The sequence below is a fragment of the Bradyrhizobium sp. CCBAU 51627 genome, from assembly GCF_028128765.1.
Lineage (GTDB): Bacteria > Pseudomonadota > Alphaproteobacteria > Rhizobiales > Xanthobacteraceae > Bradyrhizobium.
Map to the genome: position 1 here is coordinate 19,051 of NZ_LBJG01000020.1, position 19,688 is coordinate 38,738.

Consider the following 19,688-nt stretch of genomic DNA (forward strand, 5'->3'; position numbering starts at 1 on the left):
GAGTATAGTTCAATGATAACCGAACTTAGCGGCGAAATCACCGCCGTTCAGCAAATCAATGCTGTTCCGAAAATTTTGGATGCCGTAACCCGCTTAACGGGCATGGGCTTCGTAGCGGTCGCCAGGGTGACCAGCGATCGCTGGTTGTGCTGTGCTGTTCGCGACAGCATAGATTTCGGCCTCGTGGAAGGGAGCGAGCTTCACGTCGAAACAACGATCTGCAATGAAATTCGCGGCCACGGCGAACTGGTTGTCATCGATGACGTCGAGACGGATTCCAGATTTTGCAATCACCCGACGCCACGCATGTATGGCTTCAGGAGCTACATCTCAGCTCCGATCAAGCGTGCGAACGGAGACATCTGGGGCACGCTCTGCGCGATCGATCCGCGACCGCGTGAGTTAAATCGACCTGAGATCGTCGAAAGCTTGCGGCTTTTTGGGGAATTGATCGCTGCGCATTTGGATCTCAACGAGCGCTTCGAGCAATCTCAGGCCGACCTTGCCAAGAGATCAGAAAGCCTGCTGGCCAGTGAGGTGGGGCGGCAGTCTGCCGAAGCGGACCTGAAAAGCACCCGAGCCGATCTTCTTGACGAACGGAAGACGTCGGAGCTGCGCGAGCAATTTATCGGCGTGCTGGGACACGACCTCCGCAATCCGCTGGCGTCAATAGCCGGCGGCATGCGTGTTCTCCTCAAGAATGCGAATAGCGAGCGAGCGCCCGACATCGTCGCATCAATCCAGAAATCCGTGATGCGAATGGCGGGTCTGGTGGACAACATCATGGATTTTGCCCGCGGCCGCCTCGGCGGCGGATTGACGATCAGGCCCGACGCAAACGAGCCACTGACCCCCGTGATCGAACACGTCATCAACGAAATGCGTCTGGCGTGGCCAAGCCTTAACATCGAGACCGATATTGCCCTAAACGAGCCGGTTCGATGCGATCGCATCAAAATCAGCCAATTGTTCTCCAATTTACTCGGGAATGCGGTCACCTATGGCGACATCGACAAGCCAATCATTGTTTCGGCAAGGACGAGCGATGGAAGTTTTACCCTCAGGGTGACAAATTACGGTACGCCGATCTCGGACAAGGCGATGCAAAGCCTGTTTCTGCCTTACACCCGCGGCGACCGTCCCAGCCAGCAAGGTTTAGGTCTCGGCCTCTACATCGCATCCGAGATTGCGCGAGCCCATGACGGGACGCTTAAGGTCGTCTCGAGCGGCAAAGAGACAATTTTTGAGTTCAGCATGCCTGCAACGACTTAGGACGCGGACTCATTAAGGCGCAGCCATAGCCGGATTGACGCGAGTTGAATGAATGCGAGGTAGTTGGCGGCGAGCCTATCGTAGCGCGTCGCCACCCGACGACATTGTTTGATCCTGTTGAAGAACCGCTCGACCTGGTTGCGAGCACGAGAGAGATAAGGGCTGAAGCAAATCGGATCGCTGCGATTGCTTTTCGGCGAGATGTTTGCCCACGCGCCCTTCTTCATGGCAAGCTCCCTGATCCCAGTCCGCATCATACCCACGGTCAGCAAGCAGCATCGACCCGGATTTCAGACGAGACAGCAGTTTTCCGGCGAGTCGAACGTCATGGGCCTCACCCGGGCTCAGCGCCAGCCGTACCGGCAGACCATTGCCATCGACCATCGCATGGATTTTGCTCGTCAAGCCGCCGCGGGACCTTCCCATCGATTGGCGCTGGTTCCTTTTGATGCAGGCTCCATGCTGATGCACGCGGACAATGGAGGTGTCGATCATTTGGACAGCGGCATCATGGGCAGTGGCAAGCGCTTCTATGATGCGGCCCCAAACGTTGGCCCGCCGCCACCTAACGAAACGGTTGTAGCAAGTGGTGTATGGGCCAAACGCCGTCGGCAGATCACGCCAGGGTGCTCCTGATCGGAGGACCCAGAAAATGCCATTCAGGACCCGACTGTCGTTCACCCGAGGAACGCCACGCGGCTTGTTCGGCAGCATCGGCTTGATGGCGGTCCATTCATGGTCGGCGAGTTCGTAGCGCATGATTCGAGTCCCCAGTTCGGGACCTTGAATCACGGCAGTCCGGCCAAACGCAACTCTCCTGGCCCGCTCTTGGTACGGCGCTTACGGACAGGAGCGGACATCAACCAGTCCTCAATCCCTGCCAAATGCGTCGAAAATGACCCGCAGCGGACTCAGCGCGGATGTAGGCTCGTACCAAGAGGTAGATCGCGTAAAGCCGCTAGCAGGAGCTAGGTGGTTGCGTTGACGTCTATCCCTCAGCGGTGGGCTCCCTTCCACGCTTTCGCATCACAGGCTGCGGCTCACCGCCATCAGCAGTGCTGGTATCCACCGATACAAGCTCGGCAATCCGGAGCTTAGACCCGTCCCTAGCGACCCTAACTTGCACAGTGGTCCCCGCCGGAAGCGTCACATACCCTGCGGTCTTTAGGACAGCTATATGCAGAAAGGCGTCTTCCCCCGAGTCCAGAGTTACAAAACCAAACTTCTTCTCCAATCTGAACCAAGTCACACGACCGGTCGCAATCATTTCCGACACCTCAATAGGCCCATGCTTTCGACCTAGCCCGCAGTTACGATTTCAGGACACTTTATGCTGTCGGACCTCTCCTGGCGTCATGTTCAACGCTGCGGCGTCGTCCGCCCCAGCTCCCGCTGAACTAAGGAGGCGGTCCAGCCTTCGGGAATGGCATCAAGCACATGGTCAACGGCTTCGTTGCGCCCCGTGGCCGCAAGCCATATCTGGCGCTCGCCGCTGTCAGTAATCACACAAATCGACGCGAATGACCATGCCTGCGGCCAACGGAGGGGTGGTTTTCGCTACATCATCAGGTCCGACAGGCTTCCAAGGGTGTCTGGCGGGAGATAATCTTGAGCAGTCGGAGGCGACCAAAAAGCGGAACCTTCCGCATGGTTCCGGTCGCAGATTAAAACAATGCGGTGGCTATCTATCCGAAAAGAGCGCACTCTCTCGCCACCACCGAGCGGCCCTTAGCATCTATCGGTGATGTGAACGCATTGTATTGCGCTCCCGCTCAACCCGCAGCGGAGCATAAGTATGTCGACTCAACGATCCCCGGCACACTCATCGACCTTCGAGTATCGTCTCGCGCAAGAGGCAAACAGTCTGCGCGCACAGGCCAAGGGAATGCCCCTTGGAGTCCGGCGGACGGAACTTTTACGGAAGGCCAAGCAGATCGACGTTGCTGGAGAGATGAACAAATGGCTGACCTCACCGGGACTGCAGCCGCCATCGTAAAGTCTGACCTCTGTGCACCTATATTCAGTTAGCAAGCAACCAACCGAGGCTCCCTGAATTGCATTCGCATCACCGACCGAGTCCGAGGCGTCGGTGGCTGAGAGACCGCGTGTGCTCCCGCCTAAAATTGGGAGCGCCAAGATGACAATTTACTTCTTCGACATGCGCGATGGCGCAGACCTCTATCCCGATGAGGAGGGGCTGGAACTATCCAATCTCAAAGCAGTGCAGATCGAGGCCGCACGGGCATTGGGAAGTATGACTAAGCAAACGATATGGACGAAAGCGAAATCTCAGCTAGGCCATCAGATGGCAGTAGAAGTCCGCGACGCGGTCGGACCAGTGCTAACAGCCGGTTTCTCGTTTGAGACCGAACGATACAAGCAATAAAGCCACCTATCGGCGAGACTTTCCACATCTATGCGGAGGAGCGCAAATGCCATCCATTGAACAATGCAGAGCGTATGCGGCTGACTTTAAAATCCAAGGAGCCGATTCGAAAAATTCAGCAAGGCGCTCTGCGGTACTCATGAGCATTTCAAGGAGCTGGGTAGCACTGGGGCACCAGCTTGAAAACCTTGCAGATATCGTGAAATCTGAAGGAAAGTAAAATCTGCATCGTTGGTCGGGCTGCTTGTACCTCCACGCGAATCCAGAGCTTAGCAACCAACTAGGATCGGCTCGGGTTAGGTACCACATCACCGGCCGAGGTTGCCCAGGCGTCGGTGACGAGAGAGACACGAGTGCTCCCGCCGCCTTCTGACTGGGAGAAGATCGTGGCTCCGATTCAACAGCCTCTGCGAGAACCACCCAGCCATTGTCCCCGCTGTGATGGGGTTCCGCGACTTTACCTGACGCTTCCCAACACTGCCAAAGGCACCATGACTTACGTCTATCGCTGCCAAGCATGCCACCAGCTGATATGGGACGAGTAATGCTGCTTCAGTTGGGGGCTCTCAACGCTGGCTTCCGCTTATGGCCCAGGTTGTGTGAAAACGCGAAATCTCGCGAAGGCCAGAGAATCTGCTTCTCAGATGCCGCTGCGCCGCAGTTTAGTATGCTCCTCAAGCTCCCAGAGCGGGCTTCCGAAGGAATGCTTTTCTCTGCAATTTGCTCTGCGCTGCGTTTTCACACAGCCTGGGCCCATCGCTGCCGCGATCCACGGCCGAGGATATGTCGGCTATCGACCTAACTTAACGGGGCTAAAGCATCGCGATTGACCCAGACTGACTCGTTATGCTGTTAGCGTTAGGGGGCCTGTAGGGGCCGAACGCCGTGTCGTCCAGACGTGTCTCGCGTCGAGCTGCATAGTACGCATGTGCTCGGAAGGGCTTCAGTTCAAGGTTCAATACCCCTAATTGCGCAGGTTGGGCTGTCAAAGTTTTTCATCCCTGAGATGGAGATACTCTGGCGTGAAGTCCGCCAGCTCCTCCAGCTCCTTCCGTCGGAGCAGCGTCAACGTGCGCCTCTCCCACTCAATGAGTCGCAGTTGTCTTAGCTCCTGTATAGTCCGATTGATGTGCACGACGGACAAACCGCAGGCATCCGCGATGTTCTGCTGGGTGAAAGGAAGATAAAAGCTGGCGTTCTCCAGCAATCCGACGACTTCGAGTCGCGCCGCAAGCTCGCAGATGAGGTGCCCCACTCGTGAGCGCGCGTCGCGGGCAAGGCCTGCAATCCATTCGCGGTAAATCGCGGCATCGACAAGGGTCTCGCGCCAGAGGGCGTGAACCAGTCCGGGAGAGCTACTCAGGATATCATTGAGATAGGTGTGCGGCACAAAGCCAACGGTCGATGGACCCGCACTGCAAATATTGTGGTCCATGACGGGTAGCTGCAAAGTGTGCAGATCGGGCATATCGCCAGCCAGGTAGATCGACAGGATCTGGGCTCGGGTGCCGACGACCTTATGACGAAACACAAACCCGCTCATCACGATGGCGCACCGGGACGCTCTGTCTCCTTCACGCACGATGTATTCGCCGTCAGTGAATTCCTTCACCGTATGGGGCATGTTCGCGAGCTTGGTCCGGTCCTCGTCGGAGAGTCCAACAACGGCTTGCAGCCGTTTGATCAAGATTTTGCTTGGCATTGCAGCACCCGAGTTCTGGGGCGGGAGCACAACACTCTCAGTTGCCAGCTACCCTGCATTAACGCCAGCAATGCTGATACGCTAACACAAAACTCCGGGGGGAACATGACCTCGGAGCTGTTAGCATTCTCGGCAGCAAACCACGCCCTTAGGAGGGAGGCTCAGATTGAAGTGCGGTAAACCGCAGAACGAAGAGCGTCCGGCCGTGTGGTAATGGACCGTCGGTTACCTTCATCTCCCACGGAATGTCCTTCCACAGATTTCCCATTGAGCCTTGTTTGATGATTTGGCCACTCATTTGCACGGCTTCAGCTCGTGCGGCTGCAATGTCGGGGAGCTCAGTGCCGGCATCATCCAGCGAAGAGCTATCAGAGATATGGAAGAAGTAGCGCGGCATGCTGGCTCCGTCGCAGATTGGATCGGCCTCTAACGATGGTCATCCAAGGTTCCAAAATCAGCACAGCCATTCTGTCACCGCTTTGGCTGGTCTGCATTAGCGCAAGTAAATTTCCAGCTTACCCCGGCTTCATGAAACACGTAATTTCGGTGTCCGTCGCGCCGGCAGCAACTCAAACAGAGCCGACCTCAGCCGCGTTGTTGCCCATCCTCGTCAGCGGGAACAATTGCTGGTGACCGCTCCTCCAATTCCCGCAGCCGTTCGATTTGGCCTCTAAAGCTTTCCGGTTGTTCCGGCTCAAGCTTCAGCGACGCACGCAGTTGCTGGCCAATCACTTTCATAATTGCTCGACTGTGGCTGCGGTCTATGTCCTTGGGATGGGGCATAGCGAAGCCTCCTTCGGCCAACGCGGCGCCGAGATTCAGAAATAGCGCCTGCTCCTCCGCAGCTTTCCGTGTGCGGGCACGGCTGCCCAATCTATGGAACTGGAGACAGCCACTGTTGGCTGTCTGCGCGAGCGCTCGGAGAACGGCAGGTCCGGTGGTGGACCTTTGGCTATCCGCGACATGCGCCGTTTGGTTGGCGGCGAGCGACGGTCTCACCGAGCCAAGTCGCCCCGAGGCACTTCGTTCCGAAATCACTTGGCGGAGATACGTCCAGCTTGCGGCCCAGAGCCAGCGGCGGCGCACAGTTCGCCGAGCCGGGGGTCTCTCTACCCGACCCTTGCTCGGACTTCGTGTGCACGTGCGCTGGAGTTGTGGGCCGGTTACGTAGATCCGGAGTTGGCCCATCGCGACATATTGCGCTGCCGCCCGAAGTCGGTCGCTATAGGGGCAAAGCAGACATTGCTTAGTCACCTCACGTCGCCGGGTTTATGGGTAAGGTCGCTCCTGCGGGTAGATAGAGTAGATTGAGTAAGTAGCTCAAGACACCAAGAAGCTCTCTGTATCGGCCTGTCGGCCAGCCGAATCTGGATGCATTAGGACGGAGAGCTGCTGTGTGCGGCCTGCGCCAGATTTTTTCGGTCGCATTGATCTTTGTTATGGTTTGAACCTGTCTGTTTTGTAGCGTTATGTTCACCGTGAGCCCGCGGCTTTGCCCGGAGCAGATCGCCGGTTGTCGCCATCAACTTGGAAATGAACGCCATGCAGAAGCGACGTCGTTTCAAACAACAACTCACGTTGCAGGAGCGACTAACAGCGTGGTCCAAAGAAGTTCTTGACCAGGCCGCCAAGCTCCCGCCGGGACCAGAAAGGGATGCGCTGATCAAGAAGGCCCGTCAGGCCGATGTCGCCTGCCACCTGGATGAATGGTCGCATTCGCCGGAATTGCAGCTACCGGTCTGATAGTCTTGTCGTCGGAACAATCCGTTGACCAAGTCAGGTGATGGTGGTCGATGCCCGATGGCTCGAATTCGATTCTGAGGCGCTTACGGAGGCAGTCTGTCCAAGTTGCCGCTGCTTAGACCCGGCTGGCCCCGGAATCTCTGGCAACCAAGTTAGAGCTGGCGTATTGTCTTCCGATCACCGGCCGAGGCTTGTCCCGTAGGCGTCGGTGACTGAGAGACCGAGAGCGCTCCCGCCTGCACGGAAGTGGAGTGCTCTTATGGAACGCTATTTCTTTGACATCCAGAGTGGCCGCGAGTTTTTCGCCGACGAGGAAGGACTACGACTGCCCAATCAGAAGGCTGCTGAAGTTGAAGCGATGCAAACGCTGACGGGGATCGCCAGAGAGTCCGTGTTCAAAGGCAGTCGTCCAGATTTGGCGGTTGAAGTGCGCTCGATGACTGAACGGCTTTTCTGCGTATCGATCGTCTATCGAAGTGAGAGCACGAAACATTGAGGCTGCCTGTGAGAACAGACGCCTCCATCTCGACTGGGTCTCCGGCTCCAGTTGGAGTACTCGACTAGCCGTAAGGCTGTCCAAAAACATTTCTTCAATCATGTCTGGTCGGAGCGCCTTGGAGCACATATATCAAGGTCGTCACCGCCCCACCCGAGGCAACCATCGGTGATGAGAACGCCTGTCGCGCTCCCGCCCATTCAAGGGAGAAAGCCGTGCAGGTTCGTAGCGAGTCTCAATCTTCGACATTCGAATACCGTCTCACTCAAGAGGCGATCAATTTGCGCCAGCAGGCTCAAGAGATGCCTGTTTGCGTCCGGCGCGCCGAACTACTTCAGAAGGCCCGGCAGATCGATGTTGCCCTGGAGGTGAACAGGTGGCTCAGTTCTCCGGGACTTCAGCCGCCAATGTAATTCGAATCCTGGATCGGCTTGCGGACCTCTCGCGCTGGCGCAGACATCTTTCCAACAGGCGCTCATGATGATCCGATATTTCTTCGATATCAGAGACGATCGGGAACTGTATCCGGACGAAGACGGAATAGAGTTTTCAACGCAACGTGAGGCTGAGATGGAGGCGGCTCACACATTGGCGGGACTGGCCCGCGATTTGGCCGGTGAGGAAAACCGGCCGGACGTTGCTATCGAGGTTCGAACGGAAGCCGGGCACGTATTTCAAGCCGCGTTGACCTTCGAAGCGAATAAGGCCGGGCAATAGTTCTGTCTTTCGCGGTTCCGGGGATTCGATATGGACCGTCGCATTGCAGCGCTTTTGCGATCAGCCGGTGAGTTCGTCGGCCCAAACCTTGAAACTTAGCAACGTGTTGGGTCCGAATGTCTGGGTGATCGGAACGTCGGCGGCATCGCGGCCCTGCGCGATCAGGACGCGACCAATCCGCGGAATGTTGTTACGTGGATCGAACGTGTACCAGCGACCACCGATATAGGCTTCGCACCAGCCCGCGAAATCGCCGGCGGCATATGGAGGCGCCATGCCGATGTCACCGAGATAGCCGGTGCAGTAGCGCGCAGGAATGTTCATGCAGCGGCAGAACGCTATAGCCAGATGTGCATAGTCCCGGCAAACGCCTTTGCCTTCGTTGAACACTTCCCAGGCGGTCTTGGTCGGGCGGGCGTGCTCGTAGCCGAAAGCAATGTGGTTATGCACGAAGTCGCAGATCGCCTTGACCCGTGCCCAACCGGGCGCGGTCTTCTCGAACAACTTCCACGCCACGTCGGTAAGTCGGTCAGTCTCGACATACCGACTGCCGAGCAAATATACGATGGTGTCCGACGGAAGATCTTCCACTGCGTGCTGTTGGGCCGATGGTACGATCACGTCGGGTAGACCGCTGTCTCGGACTGTGCCGTCCGCTGAGAGGCGCATGCGGCCGGCTGGCGCGACAAGACGACTGCACCAATTCCCGAAACCGTCGCGGTAGGGCGTGATCGGCACCGACGGCTCGCTGACAAGATGATCGGGCAGGACAATGTCGGATGCCCGTGTGAAGTGAGTGCCGACAACTGCGATAAGAGGGGTCGGTTGCGGAAAGTCGTAGATCATCTCGAAGCCGACGCGGATCTTCATGGAAGTAGCTCCAAAGAGATGATTGCGACCGTTACGAACCCCCATTTGGGCATCGTCACCGATGAAGGCTGCGAGCGCTCGGGTGTGAACAGTATGCCATCGCTGTCCCGACCGCCAGCCGTATGCTCGATTGAGTGGAGAACATCCGCCCAGCGCCTGACCGGAACCCGTTTCAAACTGAAGGCTTTGTTGAAGATGAAAATGCGATCCGGAGTCACGCCCATGTCGATTCAACCCACGCCAGACTGGGGGGCGCGGCCTGTATCTGAGAAGGCCTCTTACCAGGGCGCGCGTCGAACCGTGAGCGAGGTTGATGCTGATATTCTGAGGAAGCGCGCGTTGAAGAAGCAGCGTGCGTTGATCGACACCCTCAATGGTCGTGCGCCATCATGAGAGATTTCAAATGTCCTCATTGCGGGCAACTATCGGCCTTCGAGCTCTCCAAATGCAACGGCTGCATGCAGCCGTTGATCTTCGATCCCGAGAATATGGCGATGATCGGTGCGGAAAGTGCCCTTGAATGCGTCAATCGGAATATCATCGGTTGCAACTGGTGCGCGGTTTCCACGACTTCCTACTGCATGTCCTGCTCCCTGACCCATGTCATTCCCGCCACACAGAATCCCCGTAACGTAGCCCTTTGGAAGCGCGTGGAGGAAGCCAAGCGCAGGCTGATCTACGACCTGAGACGGCTTCGCGTGCCGATCGCGTTCGCGGGTGGATTTCGCCTGGCATTCGAGATTCTCTCGGACGAGCATGGGCCGGTCCTGACAGGTCACGAATCCGGCCTGATAACACTCAACCTTGCGGAGGCCGATGATGTACAACGCGAGATCAGGCGTGTTTCCTTTCGCGAACCCTATCGCACCCTGCTTGGTCACTTTCGACACGAGATAGGGCACTTTTACTGGAATGCCCTGATCCACGAAGCGGGTTTTCGAGCGCCGTTTCGGCTGGTGTTTGGCGACGAGACAGAGAACTACCAGGCAGCGCTTGCCTATTATTATGCCCGTCAGGATTGGTCTTGCGATCCGGCGAGTCACATTAGCATGTATGCGACGTCTCATCCCTGGGAGGATTGGGCAGAGACTTTCGCTCACTTCCTGCACATCGTCTCGACCCTGGATTCCCTGGCAGGACTTCCGTTGTCGTTGGACGCGCGCGGAACGCACACGCTGAATGACCCGTATCTAGAAAGCGATTTCGGTGCGCTCCTTGAGTTGTGGACCCCACTCGCTCTGACGATCAACCGCCTCAACCGCTCACTTGGTCTTGCCGACGCGTACCCGTTCGACATTTCACCCGCAGTCGAGGGCAAACTGCACTTGGTGCATATGGCGATTACCGCCTTCAGGAATCGGCAAGGAAACGCGCACACAACGCCGATGATGTGCTAACCTGAGTTCTGGTGGAAGCGCTTAGCTCGTGAGCGGCGCCCCACTGGTTGCGATTTTAGCTGAACGTCTGGCAGACGAGCGGCGGCGTGGGCTTCGGCTCGCCCCTCGGGAACATGCGTCCCGCGAAAGCGTTGATAACCATAGGCAGCGTCCGCTTGCCGTTGTTCGACAACGCGCTGAGACCTCGCGAAAGATCTGGCGCAAAGCGGAGCGTTCACGCTGATCCGCTCCCGGCAAATATCGCTTGGGCTGTCATGGCGAATATCCGAGCCCCAGACCGGCGCTGATCCAATTCCTGGAGATCAAAATGATGAAAAACGAAGCGAAGGCTGCCCGGCATCTGCGGGAGGCGAACAACGCGTTCAAATTGGTGCGAACAGAAAAACCAATGACCGATTACGCGAAAGATCAGCAATCCCTGCACGATAATCACGAGCGTCTGAAGGCGGCCCGATTGGCGCGTGAAGCCAAGCCGAAAGACTCCCGGGCATAATCGTCGCTCTCGATTTAGAGCATCGAGAGCACGACGATTCCGTTTTCGAGCTCGCCGGAGGCGAGCCGCGCACGGGCTATATGCTCGAATTCTTTTCGATATTTGTGAAGATAACTGAAGGCCTGCTTGTCGGTCTGAAACGTCGTTGTAAGCCTGCACATCTGCCGTGCTGCGCCAAGCGCAAGCATGAAAGTGATCGTTCCCCCGCCGTCTGCTTTGACTCTAGGCATCCACCCAGCCCGTGCAATTCGGTTTCACGATGATGCCGTGCGATCGCGAGTTCGACTATCGCGCCGACCTGTTTTTGCGCTTCGTCGGTGCGGGCGCAGGCAGCGATGCCCGAAACGCGATGTCGGCAACTTCCTTGGCCTCACGCAGCTCGCGGAGGCGCGCCATGTTCTTTCGCACCTCGATGGCCTGCCGTTCCGCGTCAGCCAATGCCCGCGCGCCGTCTTCAGCAGCCAATCGCTTGCGGTTCGAGCGCGCGATACCTTCGGGCGACGGCTCTGCCGATTTCCTGGCGATCATCCTCAACCCGCATTATGAAAAACAAAACCCGCTCCATCCGAAGATCGAGCGGGCAGCCTGCCGTTTCAGTACATCCGTGAAAGCGGCGTCGACAAATCAAGCCAGCGAGAGGTTTTCGGCGCTCACTTTGCCGCGCATCTTGTCGGTCTTGGCCTCAAAGTTAACCTTTTGGCCCTCGGCGAGACCCGCAAGGCCAGCCCGTTCGACCGCGCTGACGTGAACGAACACATCATTGCTGCCGTCGGTCGGCTGGATAAATCCAAAGCCTTTTTGGCCGTTGAACCACTTAACAGTACCTGTCGTCATTTTCATTCTCCAAAGCGCGCGAGCGCGTATCGCGTGACGAGCACGCGATTACTTCAACTTCGTCGATGTCTTTGGAAAAGGAGCCCGCGGGCGCGTTCAACAAGGCACAGCGGCTAATCGAATTTCTTTAATATATATCATTTTCGGCTTTTTGCAAGGCAACACTCAAAATTGTTTCCGAGAGCGCTGCTACACGAGCGCGTGTGGGCGAACGTTCCTTTGCGATCGAGGGCTCCAAACGACGTGTGGGAACGGCTCTATCCATTGACAGCGCGGCTGACAGTGGTCACGTTGCTCTACCGAACTTGATTGCCGTGACGCATAGACCGGCTTGTTCGAGGCCGGCGGAAGAAGACGCCGTCACTCCCATCATCGCAATCGCCACGAGACTCCTGCGCAATTGGCTGCATGCAGGACTTGCGCATTCGCAGCCCAGCGAGGAATGTCAATTGCAGGTACTTGTTCGCGACAACAATGTCGACCAGGCCCTTCGTGTTCTGAAGAAGAAGATGCAACGCGAGGGTGTCTTTCGCGAAATGAAGCAGCGGCGCTCATACGAAAAGCCTTCCGAAAGAAAGACGCGCGAAAAATCCGAGGCTATTCGCCGGGCCCGTAAGCTCGCTCGGAAGCAGGCCATCAGGGAAGGTTTGCTGCCGGCGCCCCCGAAAAAGAAGCTTCCCGAGCGCAAGCCTCCCTTGCCGCAGATCGCCGGCAAGGAGCGCGCGTAACGGGAATGCGCGTAGAGGAACGTTATTGCCATAGATTGCCATGGTGGTTGCGCCGAGTTCGACGCAGCAAAAGCGGGGGTGCGTAGCTGCCAGATTTCAGTCGCGGTCTGTAATCCAGGAGATCGAGATGACGAAGACGGGCACGAGTGATCATCGCATTCTGACCCAACGCGCGCGTGCCGCTCACCTGGCTGGCAAAGTTATAGACGAGAGGGCGGACAATTCTGCGAAGGGCGATGATCAAGCGATGCGAAGGTTTGATCGAGGGACCATCGGAGTTCAGGGCCGTCCGCGTCGATCGTTCAAGAAAAACTATTGATCGTTAACTGGCCTTCAGTCGCTTACGGGTTCCTTGCGACGTCCAGAACGCATTGACGTTGTCTTGAGCATCGGCCTGTCCGTCTCTGCCGGGCGAGTTATCGGGCGCCGGGGCCAACTTGTGAAGAATTCGCCTAAGCGATTCCCAGATCACGACATGGCATGTTGTTAGGTTCTGAAATCGATGCCGCGCAGCACGATACCCCGAGGATCTCCTTCAAGTTCCGTCGCTCGATACTTGCTGGCCGCGCGGGCCTCGATGCGGTCGCGTAGGCGGACGAATTGGGCTTCGCGCTGCTCGGGGCGGACCTGCGGGCCGCGCTCAAGATAGTCCATCGCGGTGGTCGAGATCGCGCAGGGAATTTCCTTACCGCCGTCCTGCATCGAGAACAGCACGATCATCCGGTCATATTCGTGGCCGATGTAGCGACCGCTCGTGAGCGTCATGGCTTCCTCCTTTAAGTGACCGTTGCTGGCACGTTCGCGCGTTCGGAGAGTTGCTCTGCCGTCAGTCCTCGCCCGAGAGCCGGACGAAGTCGTCGAGCAACGACGCGACCAGCGCCTCGTATCCTCGGCGGGCAGGCTCGCGGCATAGAGGTTGAGCAGGTGCCGCGCCTTGACCGCAGCCTCCGGCCAGGAAGCGGCGGGCACCGTCATCATGCGGTGTTCAAGTTCGGCCTCCCGCTCACGCAATTCCCTGACACGGGCCTCGACGTCTGCCAGCGCGCGGCGCAGATCGGTAGCCTTCTGCGCAGCCATGCCGCGATGCTTGTCGAGATCTACGGGATGGTCAGTCATGCGGCGCTCGCATCCGCAGCCTGCGCATTGGCGAGATCGACTGAGCCGATCGAGAGCATCTCCATTGAGTCGCGAACGCCTTCCGCCGGCACCATAATCATCGTGGCGATGCGGCGATAGGCCGAGAAGGTGAGACCCTCGATCGTTTCTTCATCAGTGATGACCTCGTAGGCGCCGGCGGGCAGCAGCCGCTCGATGCCGCGGATTCGGAACGGATGTCTGAACGTGACGGTCTCTCGCCGTGAGCGGATGGTCATGCACGCCTGCCTTTTTGCAAGAGGGGCCCTAACCGACCGACAGCGACGACCATGCGCCCGTCATTGAGCAATAGCCAGCACATTCGCCATTGCCGCGCGCTGACGTCGCAGTGCAGCCTTGCCCGAACTGCGTTTTAGCACTCGCTATTGGCGCCTCGCAGGCGTAGGGTTGTCGCATCACCGCACTTCTCAACGGCATCGACCGGTGACTGAGGGTCACGTGCGCTCCCGCCGACAGAGTTGCAGGAGCGCTCGATGTCGCGTTTTCGCGCCTCGGAATGGATGGTCCCGCCGGTGATCGTTCCGTTGTTCCTTTTGCTTCTGGTGTGTGCTGCGGCCATCCTCAATGGCTAAGGCAACGCGCGTGCCTTACCTGGTCATGGGGACCAACGAATATGGCAGCGCCAATCTCGGCCGTGGCAGCGCGATCGTTGCACTGCGGCTCGCGCGAAAGCTGCTGCGCGACGGTTACATGGATGTCCGCGTCTGCACGCCTCGCGGGCGCATCCTGCAGTCGGACGAACTGAAAGAACTTGAACCCCAACAGGAGATGGACGTCATGGGCAAGGGACAGCAACGCGGCAATCGCGAAGCCAAGAAGCCGAAGAAGGAAAAAGCCAAGGTGATCGCAGCACAGCCCAGCCGGAAAGAGGTCGCCTGGCAGCCGGATTTCGGGTCGGCAAAAAAGAGGTAGGCGGCGCAGTCAAGCGTGAGGCGGACGCTTGACCGCTATTGCGGCGCGACGAGGGGCCACCTCATGGATGCTCGAAGGTGGATCGAGGAGCAACGCCGGCACCCATAGGCCCTGTCACTGTTGCCGCCCTCCGTCGCCAAATTCGAACCCCACATGCATCACGGGACCGGCGTCGTCCCGTACCGCAATTGCCATATGGCGCTTTGAAGAACTGCCAGATTCATACGTCGCATCCCGTGCCATGTCGGCCAATGACTTTGCCGCCTCAACCTGCGCCGCCCGAAAGTCAGCAAGTTCCAGACCTTCCTCGTCAAGGAACAGGCCGTCATCGTCGACGAGATCGAAATAGTACCGGGTCATGACGCACTCCGGAGACAGACGGAAGTTCCATGTGCCAGCGACCGATGCCCCTTGTGCAGCCTCGATCGGTGATGGAGGACAAGAGATGTGGCAGAAAATGGTTGCTGGTCCGGCGGCCCGCACGAGGATCTCAAAGTCCGCTGTCTAGCCTGGCACACCTGCATAAGCTGCACGGCAGCCTTCGGCTGACTATCACTGCGTCGACTGCGTTGCGTGGAAGGCGATCGTTGTTGTTAGCTCCGCGCTGGGGTCGAAGATAGATCGGACAACAACGGGTGATCGTGCTATCGGCATTGATGGAAAAGATCTTGGTGGTCGGCGCGATCCTCTTCTTGTCATCCAGTGCTAACGTTCGAGCGGCCGAGCAAGCGCCTGCTGCAACAGAAATGTCAATTCGCGACCAGATCAAGGCGGCACGCGCTAAAGATGTATTGGAAGAGAAATCAGCATCGGTTGCGCGCCCATGGGATCGTGACGCGTCCGGCAAACGCCCATGGGATACCGCGAAACCGACTGAGCCTGTGAAGCGGTGAAATACCTTGGCGCAGCGTGCGGCCCCGAGGTGAAGCCTGTCGAGCATTCTTCTACTGTTTTGTTTGTCGGTTGGGGCGCCATTTGCTGAGATTGATCAAGCTCACGTTGGCAGCAGCCATTGCGCTCGCGCTGATTCCCCATGCCGTGAGATACTATGCTTTTCCCCGCGACCGTCTGATTCAGATCGCAAAGCAGTGCGAGAATGATGCAGACAAGTTAACGGCCTCCGACGCGGCAAAATGGACGGAAGCTCACAACGGTGGGACAAATAATCCGTATCGAGCGCAAAGGGACGCTCGAGTCGAGATCTGCATTAAGGCGGACGGCTGGTGTTCAATGAGTGATGACCGGCCGGCAGTCAGTAACCCAGCCATGTTCGCGCCGCGTGATCCGGTTGCCCGGGCGCTATATCGTTGGCGATACGCCGACGAATCTGGAAGCATCTGTCGCGATTGAGCTACTGGGACAATCGAAAAGACAATCAATCGCGTCGCAAGACAATGGAGACAAGACTATCTTCATGCCCGTCGCTGCTGTTCGTCACTTCAAAGTAGCGGCTTCCTTGGCGATAGCCGAGATTGAAATGCCCGATTTGCGAAGGACGCTGCTAAACTGCTCATCCGTCAGCTTGAGCCGCTTGCGCAGGATCTTGACCTGCACCTTGTCTCTCAAATTCAACGAGTTGCGGAAATGGGTTGGCTTCGACCTGTTCATGATATTTCTCTTGCTTGGAGGGGTGGCTTGATCGCGACTAAGCGGGCATTACGCCGCTCCGGCCGCGATGGTGACTGTCCTGCTCCTCGCAAAATTTCCGCCGCCGCAGAGGCAATAGTCCCCCCAGACCGGCGTTCCCCCATTTCGGAAATATCTAGGCGCGTAGCGCTAAGGTGGGCTTGGCCGGGGACCGCAATTAGGATGGACCGGCTTCCCCCGCGGGCCACAATCTGGAAATCTCGCGGCATTCGGAAAAGCTGCCCTGGACACCACACAATGTCCGTGTCCACATTTCGGTCCCTCGGCCGACAATTGTGCAACTCAACAGCTGCCCAAATTGGGCTCCGCCCCGCTCACAAGCCCCGGTACTTGTTCGGGAAGCACTCGCTTCCTAAACTCGACCACTTGTCAGGCATGTTCATTTTATATAATAACTTCAATGATATATGAGTTCGCAGTTTTGTTCTGAATGGCGCGCCATTCGCAAGAATAGCCATTGAATCTGCTAATTAAATTCGTCGATTTGTCCCACCCCTAGAACTGGTGGGACACGGTCTGTTCGATGGAAGTTCACCCACCATCTATCACCAAGAATACGCGAAGCGTGCTGCGGAGGTTATCGGCCTTCGTTCGGTAAGCTCCAAATTTTGTAGCCAGTTCAGAGAACTTTCCACCTTGGAACGCCAACTGAACATCCAGAAGTAGCGACTTCGTCTCTTTGATCTGCTCGGTAAAACGATCCGGCAAAATCAGTTCGAGCGAAACCAAGTCGGCATCGGCTAGGTTGAACAGCCTGACTATCTTGTCGGCTTCGCCGGAATGAAGCTCACCGTCGGTGAACGCTTCGCGATCGGGTACCCCGACAAAAGCTCCCAGCTCCCAGCCGTACGCATTCGTCGACTCGAGCGCTCTAGAGACGAGTTTTATGCGCTCAGCGTGCAGCGTATTTTTGGGACCAAGTGTGGTCGTATACAAAGCCACTGAGAAAGCGGCCAAAGACAGAATGATGGTGACCGTCTTAAAAACGAAATCCCAGCCATCCTTGCCGCTGAATGCTCCCTCCACTTCCAACCTCCCCATTTCTTACTACAGGGGAGTTTCGCTTCGAAAAGATGCCTTGCGCAATATGAAGCTCAAGAAACGGTGGTGGATAACGACTACCTTAGAGTGCATTCGGAATCGGCTATTTTGAGGCGCCCGCCCGCTGTCAAACGATCAACTTGCGCATCCCGGCATCCGCCGTTTTCCTTCGCCGCACAGCCTTGGTGTACCGCTCCACCTCTGCCAAGGTTTGGTGGCCTGTAATTGCCATGATCTCGTATGGTGTTGCTTCAGCCTCGGCGAGCGCCGTCGCGGTCGCCTTACGCACACCATGGGCCGAGCAGTGCGGAGGATCGGCTTGGCAGCACCAGTCCTTGAACTTGTTTCCGAACCCGTTCGCCGTAAACGGCTTGCCGAATTCGGTGAGCAGGAACGTCATGTTGTTGCTGACGTTCGCAGCCCCGATACTCTCTGCCAGCGCCGGGTGCACGGGAATATCAATGTTGATGGGGTTGCGGTGCTCGTTCTTCGCTTCACGAAATCGGATGCGACCGTCCCGGATATGTTGTCGGCCGAGGCGCGGCGCACCCCCGTGGCACACATTGCAGCCGTAAGCTCGGCGGCGGCAGCAGCCTTTAACCGAAGGAACTTGAAACCGCATCGTCAATGATGTTCAAAAAGGGTCCGATGGGACGAGATGGGACGGTGCTGCTTTCGGCCCGCCTGAAGACCCGCGCCCTGACGACACTCAAGGATTAGGGGCAGGCTTGCTGGTGGTAGCAGTACATGGTAGCAAAGACAAAGCAGCCAAGCTAATTTGCGTTGATTTTCCTTGGGCTTACAGTGTCGGGCTTTGCCTCCCCTAGGGAGCGCCAGACTTCGGGCTTCGCGTGGCGCAGCGATGCGGGACTGAAGGGCAACGCGTGTCCGGCGGCGAAGCCGAGCGAAGCGAGAGCGAAGACGGACTTTCCCTTCACACCAAGCCTCGTCCCGGCGTAGCCCCGAAGGGGCGAAACCGGATGGTTCGATTCCGCCCCTCGGACCAATGCATGCCGGACGGCGAGCCGCCGAAGAGCCCTTTGTATCAAGTAATTTGTCTATCAAGCGGTTTGCGGATGCGTCGTCATGCTGACCCGATCGACGCTCCGCCGCCACCGTTGACGTTTTGTAGTTATCCAAAGGCGTGCGAACACGTCGCGCGATCCCGAGCAGGCTATTGTAAAAAAATACGTCAGATTGCCGCTTGCGAGACACCGTCGAAGAAGTGCAGCCGGTCGGGATTCAGCGCGAGGCGAAGGTGGTCATGAACTTTCGCTTTGACGGTCGGCTCCACTGCCGCCACCATCGTGTTCGGGCCCACCTTCACGTCCAGGAGAATCTGGGAGCCGAGCTTCTCGATGACCTCGACCACGGCATCGAAGCTTTGGTCCGCCGTGTCGCCGTCGGATGCGACGCGCAAATCCTCCGGCCGGATCCCAAGCGTGACATTCTCTCCGGCATGCCGCCTGAGCCGGCCTGCGATCCCCTCCGGCACCTTAATGCGGATGCCCTCATGGCGTGCCCAGAGGGCGCCGTCCGCGTCGGCCATCTCCACCGTCGCGAAGTTCATGGCTGGGGAGCCGATGAAGCCTGCGACGAAGCGGTTGGCAGGCTCGTTGTAGAGCTCGAGCGGCTCGCCCACCTGCTGAACCACACCATCCTTCATGACGACCACGCGATCGCCGAGCGTCATCGCTTCGACCTGATCGTGGGTCACGTAGATCGCGGTGGTGCCGAGGCGGACGTGGATCTTCTTGATCTCCACCCGCATCTGGATGCGCAGCTTGGCGTCGAGGTTCGATAGCGGCTCGTCGAACAGGAACACCTGCGGATGTCGCACGATGGCGCGCCCCAACGCGACGCGCTGCCGCTGACCGCCGGACAGCTGCCGCGGCTTGCGATTCAGCTGTTCGTGAATGCCGAGGATTTCGGCCGCGGCCTGCACGCGGCTGGTGATCTCGACGCGATCGAACCCGCGCATCTTCAGGCCGAAGGCCATGTTGTCATAGACGTTCATGTGCGGATAAAGGGCGTAGTTCTGGAACACCATGGCGATGTCGCGGTCCATCGGAGGCAGCTCGTTGACCACCCGGTCGCCGATCAGGACCTCGCCCGATGTGATCGATTCGAGCCCAGCCACCATGCGGAGCGTCGTGGTTTTGCCGCAGCCCGAGGGACCGACCAGAACCACGAATTCCTTGTCGTGAATTTCAAGGTTCACGTCCTTGACGGCATGGACACCGTCAAACTTCTTGTTCAAGTTCCGTATGATGACCCGGGCCATGGTTCACCCTT

At 57.8% G+C, this 19,688-nt stretch carries 28 protein-coding genes and 1 pseudogene; 11 read left to right on the plus strand and 18 right to left on the minus strand.

All coding sequences use genetic code 11. From position 1 onward, the window contains the following. Positions 1-12 precede the first annotated feature (12 nt). Positions 13-1,272: a GAF domain-containing sensor histidine kinase gene (locus tag XH88_RS10335; RefSeq protein WP_128968240.1), complete on the plus strand. Its 1,260-nt coding sequence runs from the start codon at positions 13-15 to the stop codon at positions 1,270-1,272. Here XH88_RS10335 and XH88_RS10340 read toward each other — a convergent pair. The 3 genes from XH88_RS10340 to XH88_RS39215 all read right to left on the minus strand — a co-directional run bounded on the left by XH88_RS10340 (position 1,269) and on the right by XH88_RS39215 (position 2,539). After that, positions 1,269-1,367 (minus strand): hypothetical protein, encoded by a 99-nt coding sequence (locus XH88_RS10340; protein ID WP_244659486.1) that lies wholly within the window; start codon positions 1,365-1,367, stop codon positions 1,269-1,271. The genes XH88_RS10335 and XH88_RS10340 overlap by 4 nt on opposite strands. Beyond that, on the minus strand, positions 1,348-2,031 hold the full coding sequence (locus XH88_RS10345; protein ID WP_244659485.1) for an IS5 family transposase: 684 nt from the start codon (positions 2,029-2,031) through the stop codon (positions 1,348-1,350). Before XH88_RS10345 ends, XH88_RS10340 begins: the two co-directional genes overlap by 20 nt. A gap of 229 nt (positions 2,032-2,260) precedes the next feature. After that, complete coding sequence (locus XH88_RS39215) at positions 2,261-2,539, minus strand: cold-shock protein (protein WP_128968239.1); 279 nt, start codon at positions 2,537-2,539, stop codon at positions 2,261-2,263. Positions 2,540-3,409: 870 nt separating this feature from the next. Between XH88_RS39215 and XH88_RS10350 the strand changes: the two genes are divergently transcribed. After that, a complete protein-coding gene (locus tag XH88_RS10350) occupies positions 3,410-3,658 on the plus strand; it encodes a DUF6894 family protein (RefSeq protein ID WP_128968237.1) in 249 nt (82 codons plus the stop codon). Positions 3,659-4,643: 985 nt separating this feature from the next. Here XH88_RS10350 and XH88_RS10355 read toward each other — a convergent pair. The 3 genes from XH88_RS10355 to XH88_RS10365 all read right to left on the minus strand — a co-directional run bounded on the left by XH88_RS10355 (position 4,644) and on the right by XH88_RS10365 (position 6,143). Beyond that, a complete protein-coding gene (locus XH88_RS10355; RefSeq protein ID WP_128968236.1) occupies positions 4,644-5,360 on the minus strand; it encodes a Crp/Fnr family transcriptional regulator in 717 nt (238 codons plus the stop codon). Between the two features lie 148 nt (positions 5,361-5,508). Beyond that, positions 5,509-5,757 (minus strand): DUF6894 family protein, encoded by a 249-nt coding sequence (locus XH88_RS10360; protein WP_128968235.1) that lies wholly within the window; start codon positions 5,755-5,757, stop codon positions 5,509-5,511. Between the two features lie 188 nt (positions 5,758-5,945). After that, complete coding sequence (locus XH88_RS10365) at positions 5,946-6,143, minus strand: hypothetical protein (protein ID WP_128968234.1); 198 nt, start codon at positions 6,141-6,143, stop codon at positions 5,946-5,948. A 759-nt stretch (positions 6,144-6,902) separates the two neighbouring features. Between XH88_RS10365 and XH88_RS10370 the strand changes: the two genes are divergently transcribed. The 3 genes from XH88_RS10370 (at position 6,903) to XH88_RS10380 (ending at position 8,316) form a co-directional block, all read left to right on the plus strand. Beyond that, positions 6,903-7,103 (plus strand): hypothetical protein, encoded by a 201-nt coding sequence (locus XH88_RS10370; protein WP_128968233.1) that lies wholly within the window; start codon positions 6,903-6,905, stop codon positions 7,101-7,103. Between the two features lie 259 nt (positions 7,104-7,362). After that, positions 7,363-7,599 carry a DUF6894 family protein gene (locus tag XH88_RS10375; RefSeq protein ID WP_014491583.1) on the plus strand — a complete coding sequence of 79 codons (237 nt, stop codon included), beginning with the start codon at positions 7,363-7,365 and terminating at the stop codon, positions 7,597-7,599. Positions 7,600-8,076: 477 nt separating this feature from the next. Next, the gene (locus tag XH88_RS10380) at positions 8,077-8,316 is read left to right on the plus strand and encodes a DUF6894 family protein (protein ID WP_014491582.1); all 240 of its coding nucleotides are present in this window, start codon (positions 8,077-8,079) and stop codon (positions 8,314-8,316) included. 60 nt (positions 8,317-8,376) lie between these two features. Here the strand turns inward: XH88_RS10380 and XH88_RS10385 are convergent, their stop codons facing one another. Further along, positions 8,377-9,186, minus strand: coding sequence for a transglutaminase-like domain-containing protein (locus XH88_RS10385; protein WP_035701104.1), 810 nt, complete (start codon positions 9,184-9,186; stop codon positions 8,377-8,379). A gap of 18 nt (positions 9,187-9,204) precedes the next feature. On the opposite strand from XH88_RS10385, the gene XH88_RS10390 reads away from it, so the two are divergent. From XH88_RS10390 to XH88_RS10400, 3 genes are all read left to right on the plus strand, one after another. Continuing rightward, complete coding sequence (locus tag XH88_RS10390; RefSeq protein ID WP_128968232.1) at positions 9,205-9,579, plus strand: hypothetical protein; 375 nt, start codon at positions 9,205-9,207, stop codon at positions 9,577-9,579. Then, on the plus strand, positions 9,576-10,583 hold the full coding sequence (locus XH88_RS10395) for a zinc-binding metallopeptidase family protein (protein ID WP_128968231.1): 1,008 nt from the start codon (positions 9,576-9,578) through the stop codon (positions 10,581-10,583). The genes XH88_RS10390 and XH88_RS10395 overlap by 4 nt, the downstream gene beginning before the upstream one ends. A 310-nt stretch (positions 10,584-10,893) precedes the next feature. Next, positions 10,894-11,076, plus strand: coding sequence for a hypothetical protein (locus XH88_RS10400; RefSeq protein ID WP_014491578.1), 183 nt, complete (start codon positions 10,894-10,896; stop codon positions 11,074-11,076). Between the two features lie 14 nt (positions 11,077-11,090). Here the strand turns inward: XH88_RS10400 and XH88_RS10405 are convergent, their stop codons facing one another. From XH88_RS10405 to XH88_RS10415, 3 genes are all read right to left on the minus strand, one after another. Further along, positions 11,091-11,306: a hypothetical protein gene (locus XH88_RS10405; RefSeq protein WP_014491577.1), complete on the minus strand. Its 216-nt coding sequence runs from the start codon at positions 11,304-11,306 to the stop codon at positions 11,091-11,093. A gap of 55 nt (positions 11,307-11,361) precedes the next feature. Then, a complete protein-coding gene (locus tag XH88_RS10410; RefSeq protein WP_014491576.1) occupies positions 11,362-11,604 on the minus strand; it encodes a hypothetical protein in 243 nt (80 codons plus the stop codon). Positions 11,605-11,700: 96 nt separating this feature from the next. Then, complete coding sequence (locus XH88_RS10415; protein WP_128968230.1) at positions 11,701-11,910, minus strand: cold-shock protein; 210 nt, start codon at positions 11,908-11,910, stop codon at positions 11,701-11,703. A 449-nt stretch (positions 11,911-12,359) separates the two neighbouring features. Between XH88_RS10415 and rpsU the strand changes: the two genes are divergently transcribed. Beyond that, on the plus strand, positions 12,360-12,638 hold the full coding sequence (rpsU, locus tag XH88_RS10420; protein ID WP_014491574.1) for a 30S ribosomal protein S21: 279 nt from the start codon (positions 12,360-12,362) through the stop codon (positions 12,636-12,638). Positions 12,639-13,124: 486 nt separating this feature from the next. Here the strand turns inward: rpsU and XH88_RS10425 are convergent, their stop codons facing one another. The 3 genes and pseudogenes from XH88_RS10425 to XH88_RS10435 all read right to left on the minus strand — a co-directional run bounded on the left by XH88_RS10425 (position 13,125) and on the right by XH88_RS10435 (position 14,011). Then, the gene (locus XH88_RS10425) at positions 13,125-13,403 is read right to left on the minus strand and encodes a DUF1488 domain-containing protein (protein WP_014491573.1); all 279 of its coding nucleotides are present in this window, start codon (positions 13,401-13,403) and stop codon (positions 13,125-13,127) included. A gap of 61 nt (positions 13,404-13,464) precedes the next feature. Next, positions 13,465-13,754, minus strand: a pseudogene (locus tag XH88_RS10430) (hypothetical protein). Continuing rightward, positions 13,751-14,011 (minus strand): hypothetical protein, encoded by a 261-nt coding sequence (locus XH88_RS10435; RefSeq protein WP_028160512.1) that lies wholly within the window; start codon positions 14,009-14,011, stop codon positions 13,751-13,753. The pseudogene XH88_RS10430 and the gene XH88_RS10435 overlap by 4 nt, the downstream one beginning before the upstream one ends. Positions 14,012-14,357: 346 nt before the next feature. On the opposite strand from XH88_RS10435, the gene XH88_RS10440 reads away from it, so the two are divergent. Beyond that, the gene (locus XH88_RS10440) at positions 14,358-14,705 is read left to right on the plus strand and encodes a hypothetical protein (protein WP_128968229.1); all 348 of its coding nucleotides are present in this window, start codon (positions 14,358-14,360) and stop codon (positions 14,703-14,705) included. Positions 14,706-14,819: 114 nt separating this feature from the next. Here XH88_RS10440 and XH88_RS10445 read toward each other — a convergent pair whose 3' ends face one another. Continuing rightward, positions 14,820-15,065 carry a DUF6894 family protein gene (locus XH88_RS10445; protein WP_014491569.1) on the minus strand — a complete coding sequence of 82 codons (246 nt, stop codon included), beginning with the start codon at positions 15,063-15,065 and terminating at the stop codon, positions 14,820-14,822. A 275-nt stretch (positions 15,066-15,340) separates the two neighbouring features. Here XH88_RS10445 and XH88_RS10450 point away from each other — a divergent pair, with 275 nt between their 5' ends. Beyond that, on the plus strand, positions 15,341-15,598 hold the full coding sequence (locus XH88_RS10450) for a hypothetical protein (RefSeq protein WP_014491568.1): 258 nt from the start codon (positions 15,341-15,343) through the stop codon (positions 15,596-15,598). 541 nt (positions 15,599-16,139) lie between these two features. On the opposite strand, the gene XH88_RS10455 is transcribed toward XH88_RS10450, so the two are convergent. The 4 genes from XH88_RS10455 to XH88_RS10470 form a co-directional block, all read right to left on the minus strand. Further along, a complete protein-coding gene (locus XH88_RS10455) occupies positions 16,140-16,313 on the minus strand; it encodes a DUF3606 domain-containing protein (RefSeq protein ID WP_080669711.1) in 174 nt (57 codons plus the stop codon). A gap of 570 nt (positions 16,314-16,883) precedes the next feature. Then, positions 16,884-17,378, minus strand: coding sequence for a hypothetical protein (locus XH88_RS10460; RefSeq protein ID WP_271615279.1), 495 nt, complete (start codon positions 17,376-17,378; stop codon positions 16,884-16,886). 142 nt (positions 17,379-17,520) lie between these two features. Beyond that, positions 17,521-18,015 (minus strand): tyrosine-type recombinase/integrase, encoded by a 495-nt coding sequence (locus XH88_RS10465; RefSeq protein WP_271615311.1) that lies wholly within the window; start codon positions 18,013-18,015, stop codon positions 17,521-17,523. 570 nt (positions 18,016-18,585) lie between these two features. Further along, the gene (locus XH88_RS10470) at positions 18,586-19,677 is read right to left on the minus strand and encodes an ABC transporter ATP-binding protein (protein WP_271615280.1); all 1,092 of its coding nucleotides are present in this window, start codon (positions 19,675-19,677) and stop codon (positions 18,586-18,588) included. Positions 19,678-19,688: the final 11 nt, after the last annotated feature.

What these genes read in the sequence shown, in the direction of transcription:
- XH88_RS10405 (WP_014491577.1), bottom strand. Translation starts at nt 11,306, where the DNA reads ATGCCTAGAGTCAAAGCAGACGGCGGGGGAACGATCACTTTCATGCTT.
- XH88_RS10350 (WP_128968237.1), top strand. Translation starts at nt 3,410, where the DNA reads ATGACAATTTACTTCTTCGACATGCGCGATGGCGCAGACCTCTATCCC.
- XH88_RS10400 (WP_014491578.1), top strand. Translation starts at nt 10,894, where the DNA reads ATGAAAAACGAAGCGAAGGCTGCCCGGCATCTGCGGGAGGCGAACAAC.
- XH88_RS10435 (WP_028160512.1), bottom strand. Translation starts at nt 14,011, where the DNA reads ATGACCATCCGCTCACGGCGAGAGACCGTCACGTTCAGACATCCGTTC.
- XH88_RS10370 (WP_128968233.1), top strand. Translation starts at nt 6,903, where the DNA reads ATGCAGAAGCGACGTCGTTTCAAACAACAACTCACGTTGCAGGAGCGA.
- XH88_RS10365 (WP_128968234.1), bottom strand. Translation starts at nt 6,143, where the DNA reads ATGCCCCATCCCAAGGACATAGACCGCAGCCACAGTCGAGCAATTATG.
- XH88_RS10355 (WP_128968236.1), bottom strand. Translation starts at nt 5,360, where the DNA reads ATGCCAAGCAAAATCTTGATCAAACGGCTGCAAGCCGTTGTTGGACTC.
- XH88_RS39215 (WP_128968239.1), bottom strand. Translation starts at nt 2,539, where the DNA reads ATGATTGCGACCGGTCGTGTGACTTGGTTCAGATTGGAGAAGAAGTTT.
- XH88_RS10395 (WP_128968231.1), top strand. Translation starts at nt 9,576, where the DNA reads ATGAGAGATTTCAAATGTCCTCATTGCGGGCAACTATCGGCCTTCGAG.
- XH88_RS10360 (WP_128968235.1), bottom strand. Translation starts at nt 5,757, where the DNA reads ATGCCGCGCTACTTCTTCCATATCTCTGATAGCTCTTCGCTGGATGAT.
- XH88_RS10455 (WP_080669711.1), bottom strand. Translation starts at nt 16,313, where the DNA reads ATGAACAGGTCGAAGCCAACCCATTTCCGCAACTCGTTGAATTTGAGA.
- XH88_RS10425 (WP_014491573.1), bottom strand. Translation starts at nt 13,403, where the DNA reads ATGACGCTCACGAGCGGTCGCTACATCGGCCACGAATATGACCGGATG.
- XH88_RS10345 (WP_244659485.1), bottom strand. Translation starts at nt 2,031, where the DNA reads ATGCGCTACGAACTCGCCGACCATGAATGGACCGCCATCAAGCCGATG.
- XH88_RS10440 (WP_128968229.1), top strand. Translation starts at nt 14,358, where the DNA reads ATGGCTAAGGCAACGCGCGTGCCTTACCTGGTCATGGGGACCAACGAA.
- XH88_RS10380 (WP_014491582.1), top strand. Translation starts at nt 8,077, where the DNA reads ATGATGATCCGATATTTCTTCGATATCAGAGACGATCGGGAACTGTAT.
- XH88_RS10445 (WP_014491569.1), bottom strand. Translation starts at nt 15,065, where the DNA reads ATGACCCGGTACTATTTCGATCTCGTCGACGATGACGGCCTGTTCCTT.
- XH88_RS10375 (WP_014491583.1), top strand. Translation starts at nt 7,363, where the DNA reads ATGGAACGCTATTTCTTTGACATCCAGAGTGGCCGCGAGTTTTTCGCC.
- XH88_RS10465 (WP_271615311.1), bottom strand. Translation starts at nt 18,015, where the DNA reads ATGCGGTTTCAAGTTCCTTCGGTTAAAGGCTGCTGCCGCCGCCGAGCT.
- XH88_RS10415 (WP_128968230.1), bottom strand. Translation starts at nt 11,910, where the DNA reads ATGACGACAGGTACTGTTAAGTGGTTCAACGGCCAAAAAGGCTTTGGA.
- XH88_RS10410 (WP_014491576.1), bottom strand. Translation starts at nt 11,604, where the DNA reads ATGATCGCCAGGAAATCGGCAGAGCCGTCGCCCGAAGGTATCGCGCGC.
- XH88_RS10470 (WP_271615280.1), bottom strand. Translation starts at nt 19,677, where the DNA reads ATGGCCCGGGTCATCATACGGAACTTGAACAAGAAGTTTGACGGTGTC.
- XH88_RS10335 (WP_128968240.1), top strand. Translation starts at nt 13, where the DNA reads ATGATAACCGAACTTAGCGGCGAAATCACCGCCGTTCAGCAAATCAAT.
- XH88_RS10390 (WP_128968232.1), top strand. Translation starts at nt 9,205, where the DNA reads ATGATTGCGACCGTTACGAACCCCCATTTGGGCATCGTCACCGATGAA.
- XH88_RS10385 (WP_035701104.1), bottom strand. Translation starts at nt 9,186, where the DNA reads ATGAAGATCCGCGTCGGCTTCGAGATGATCTACGACTTTCCGCAACCG.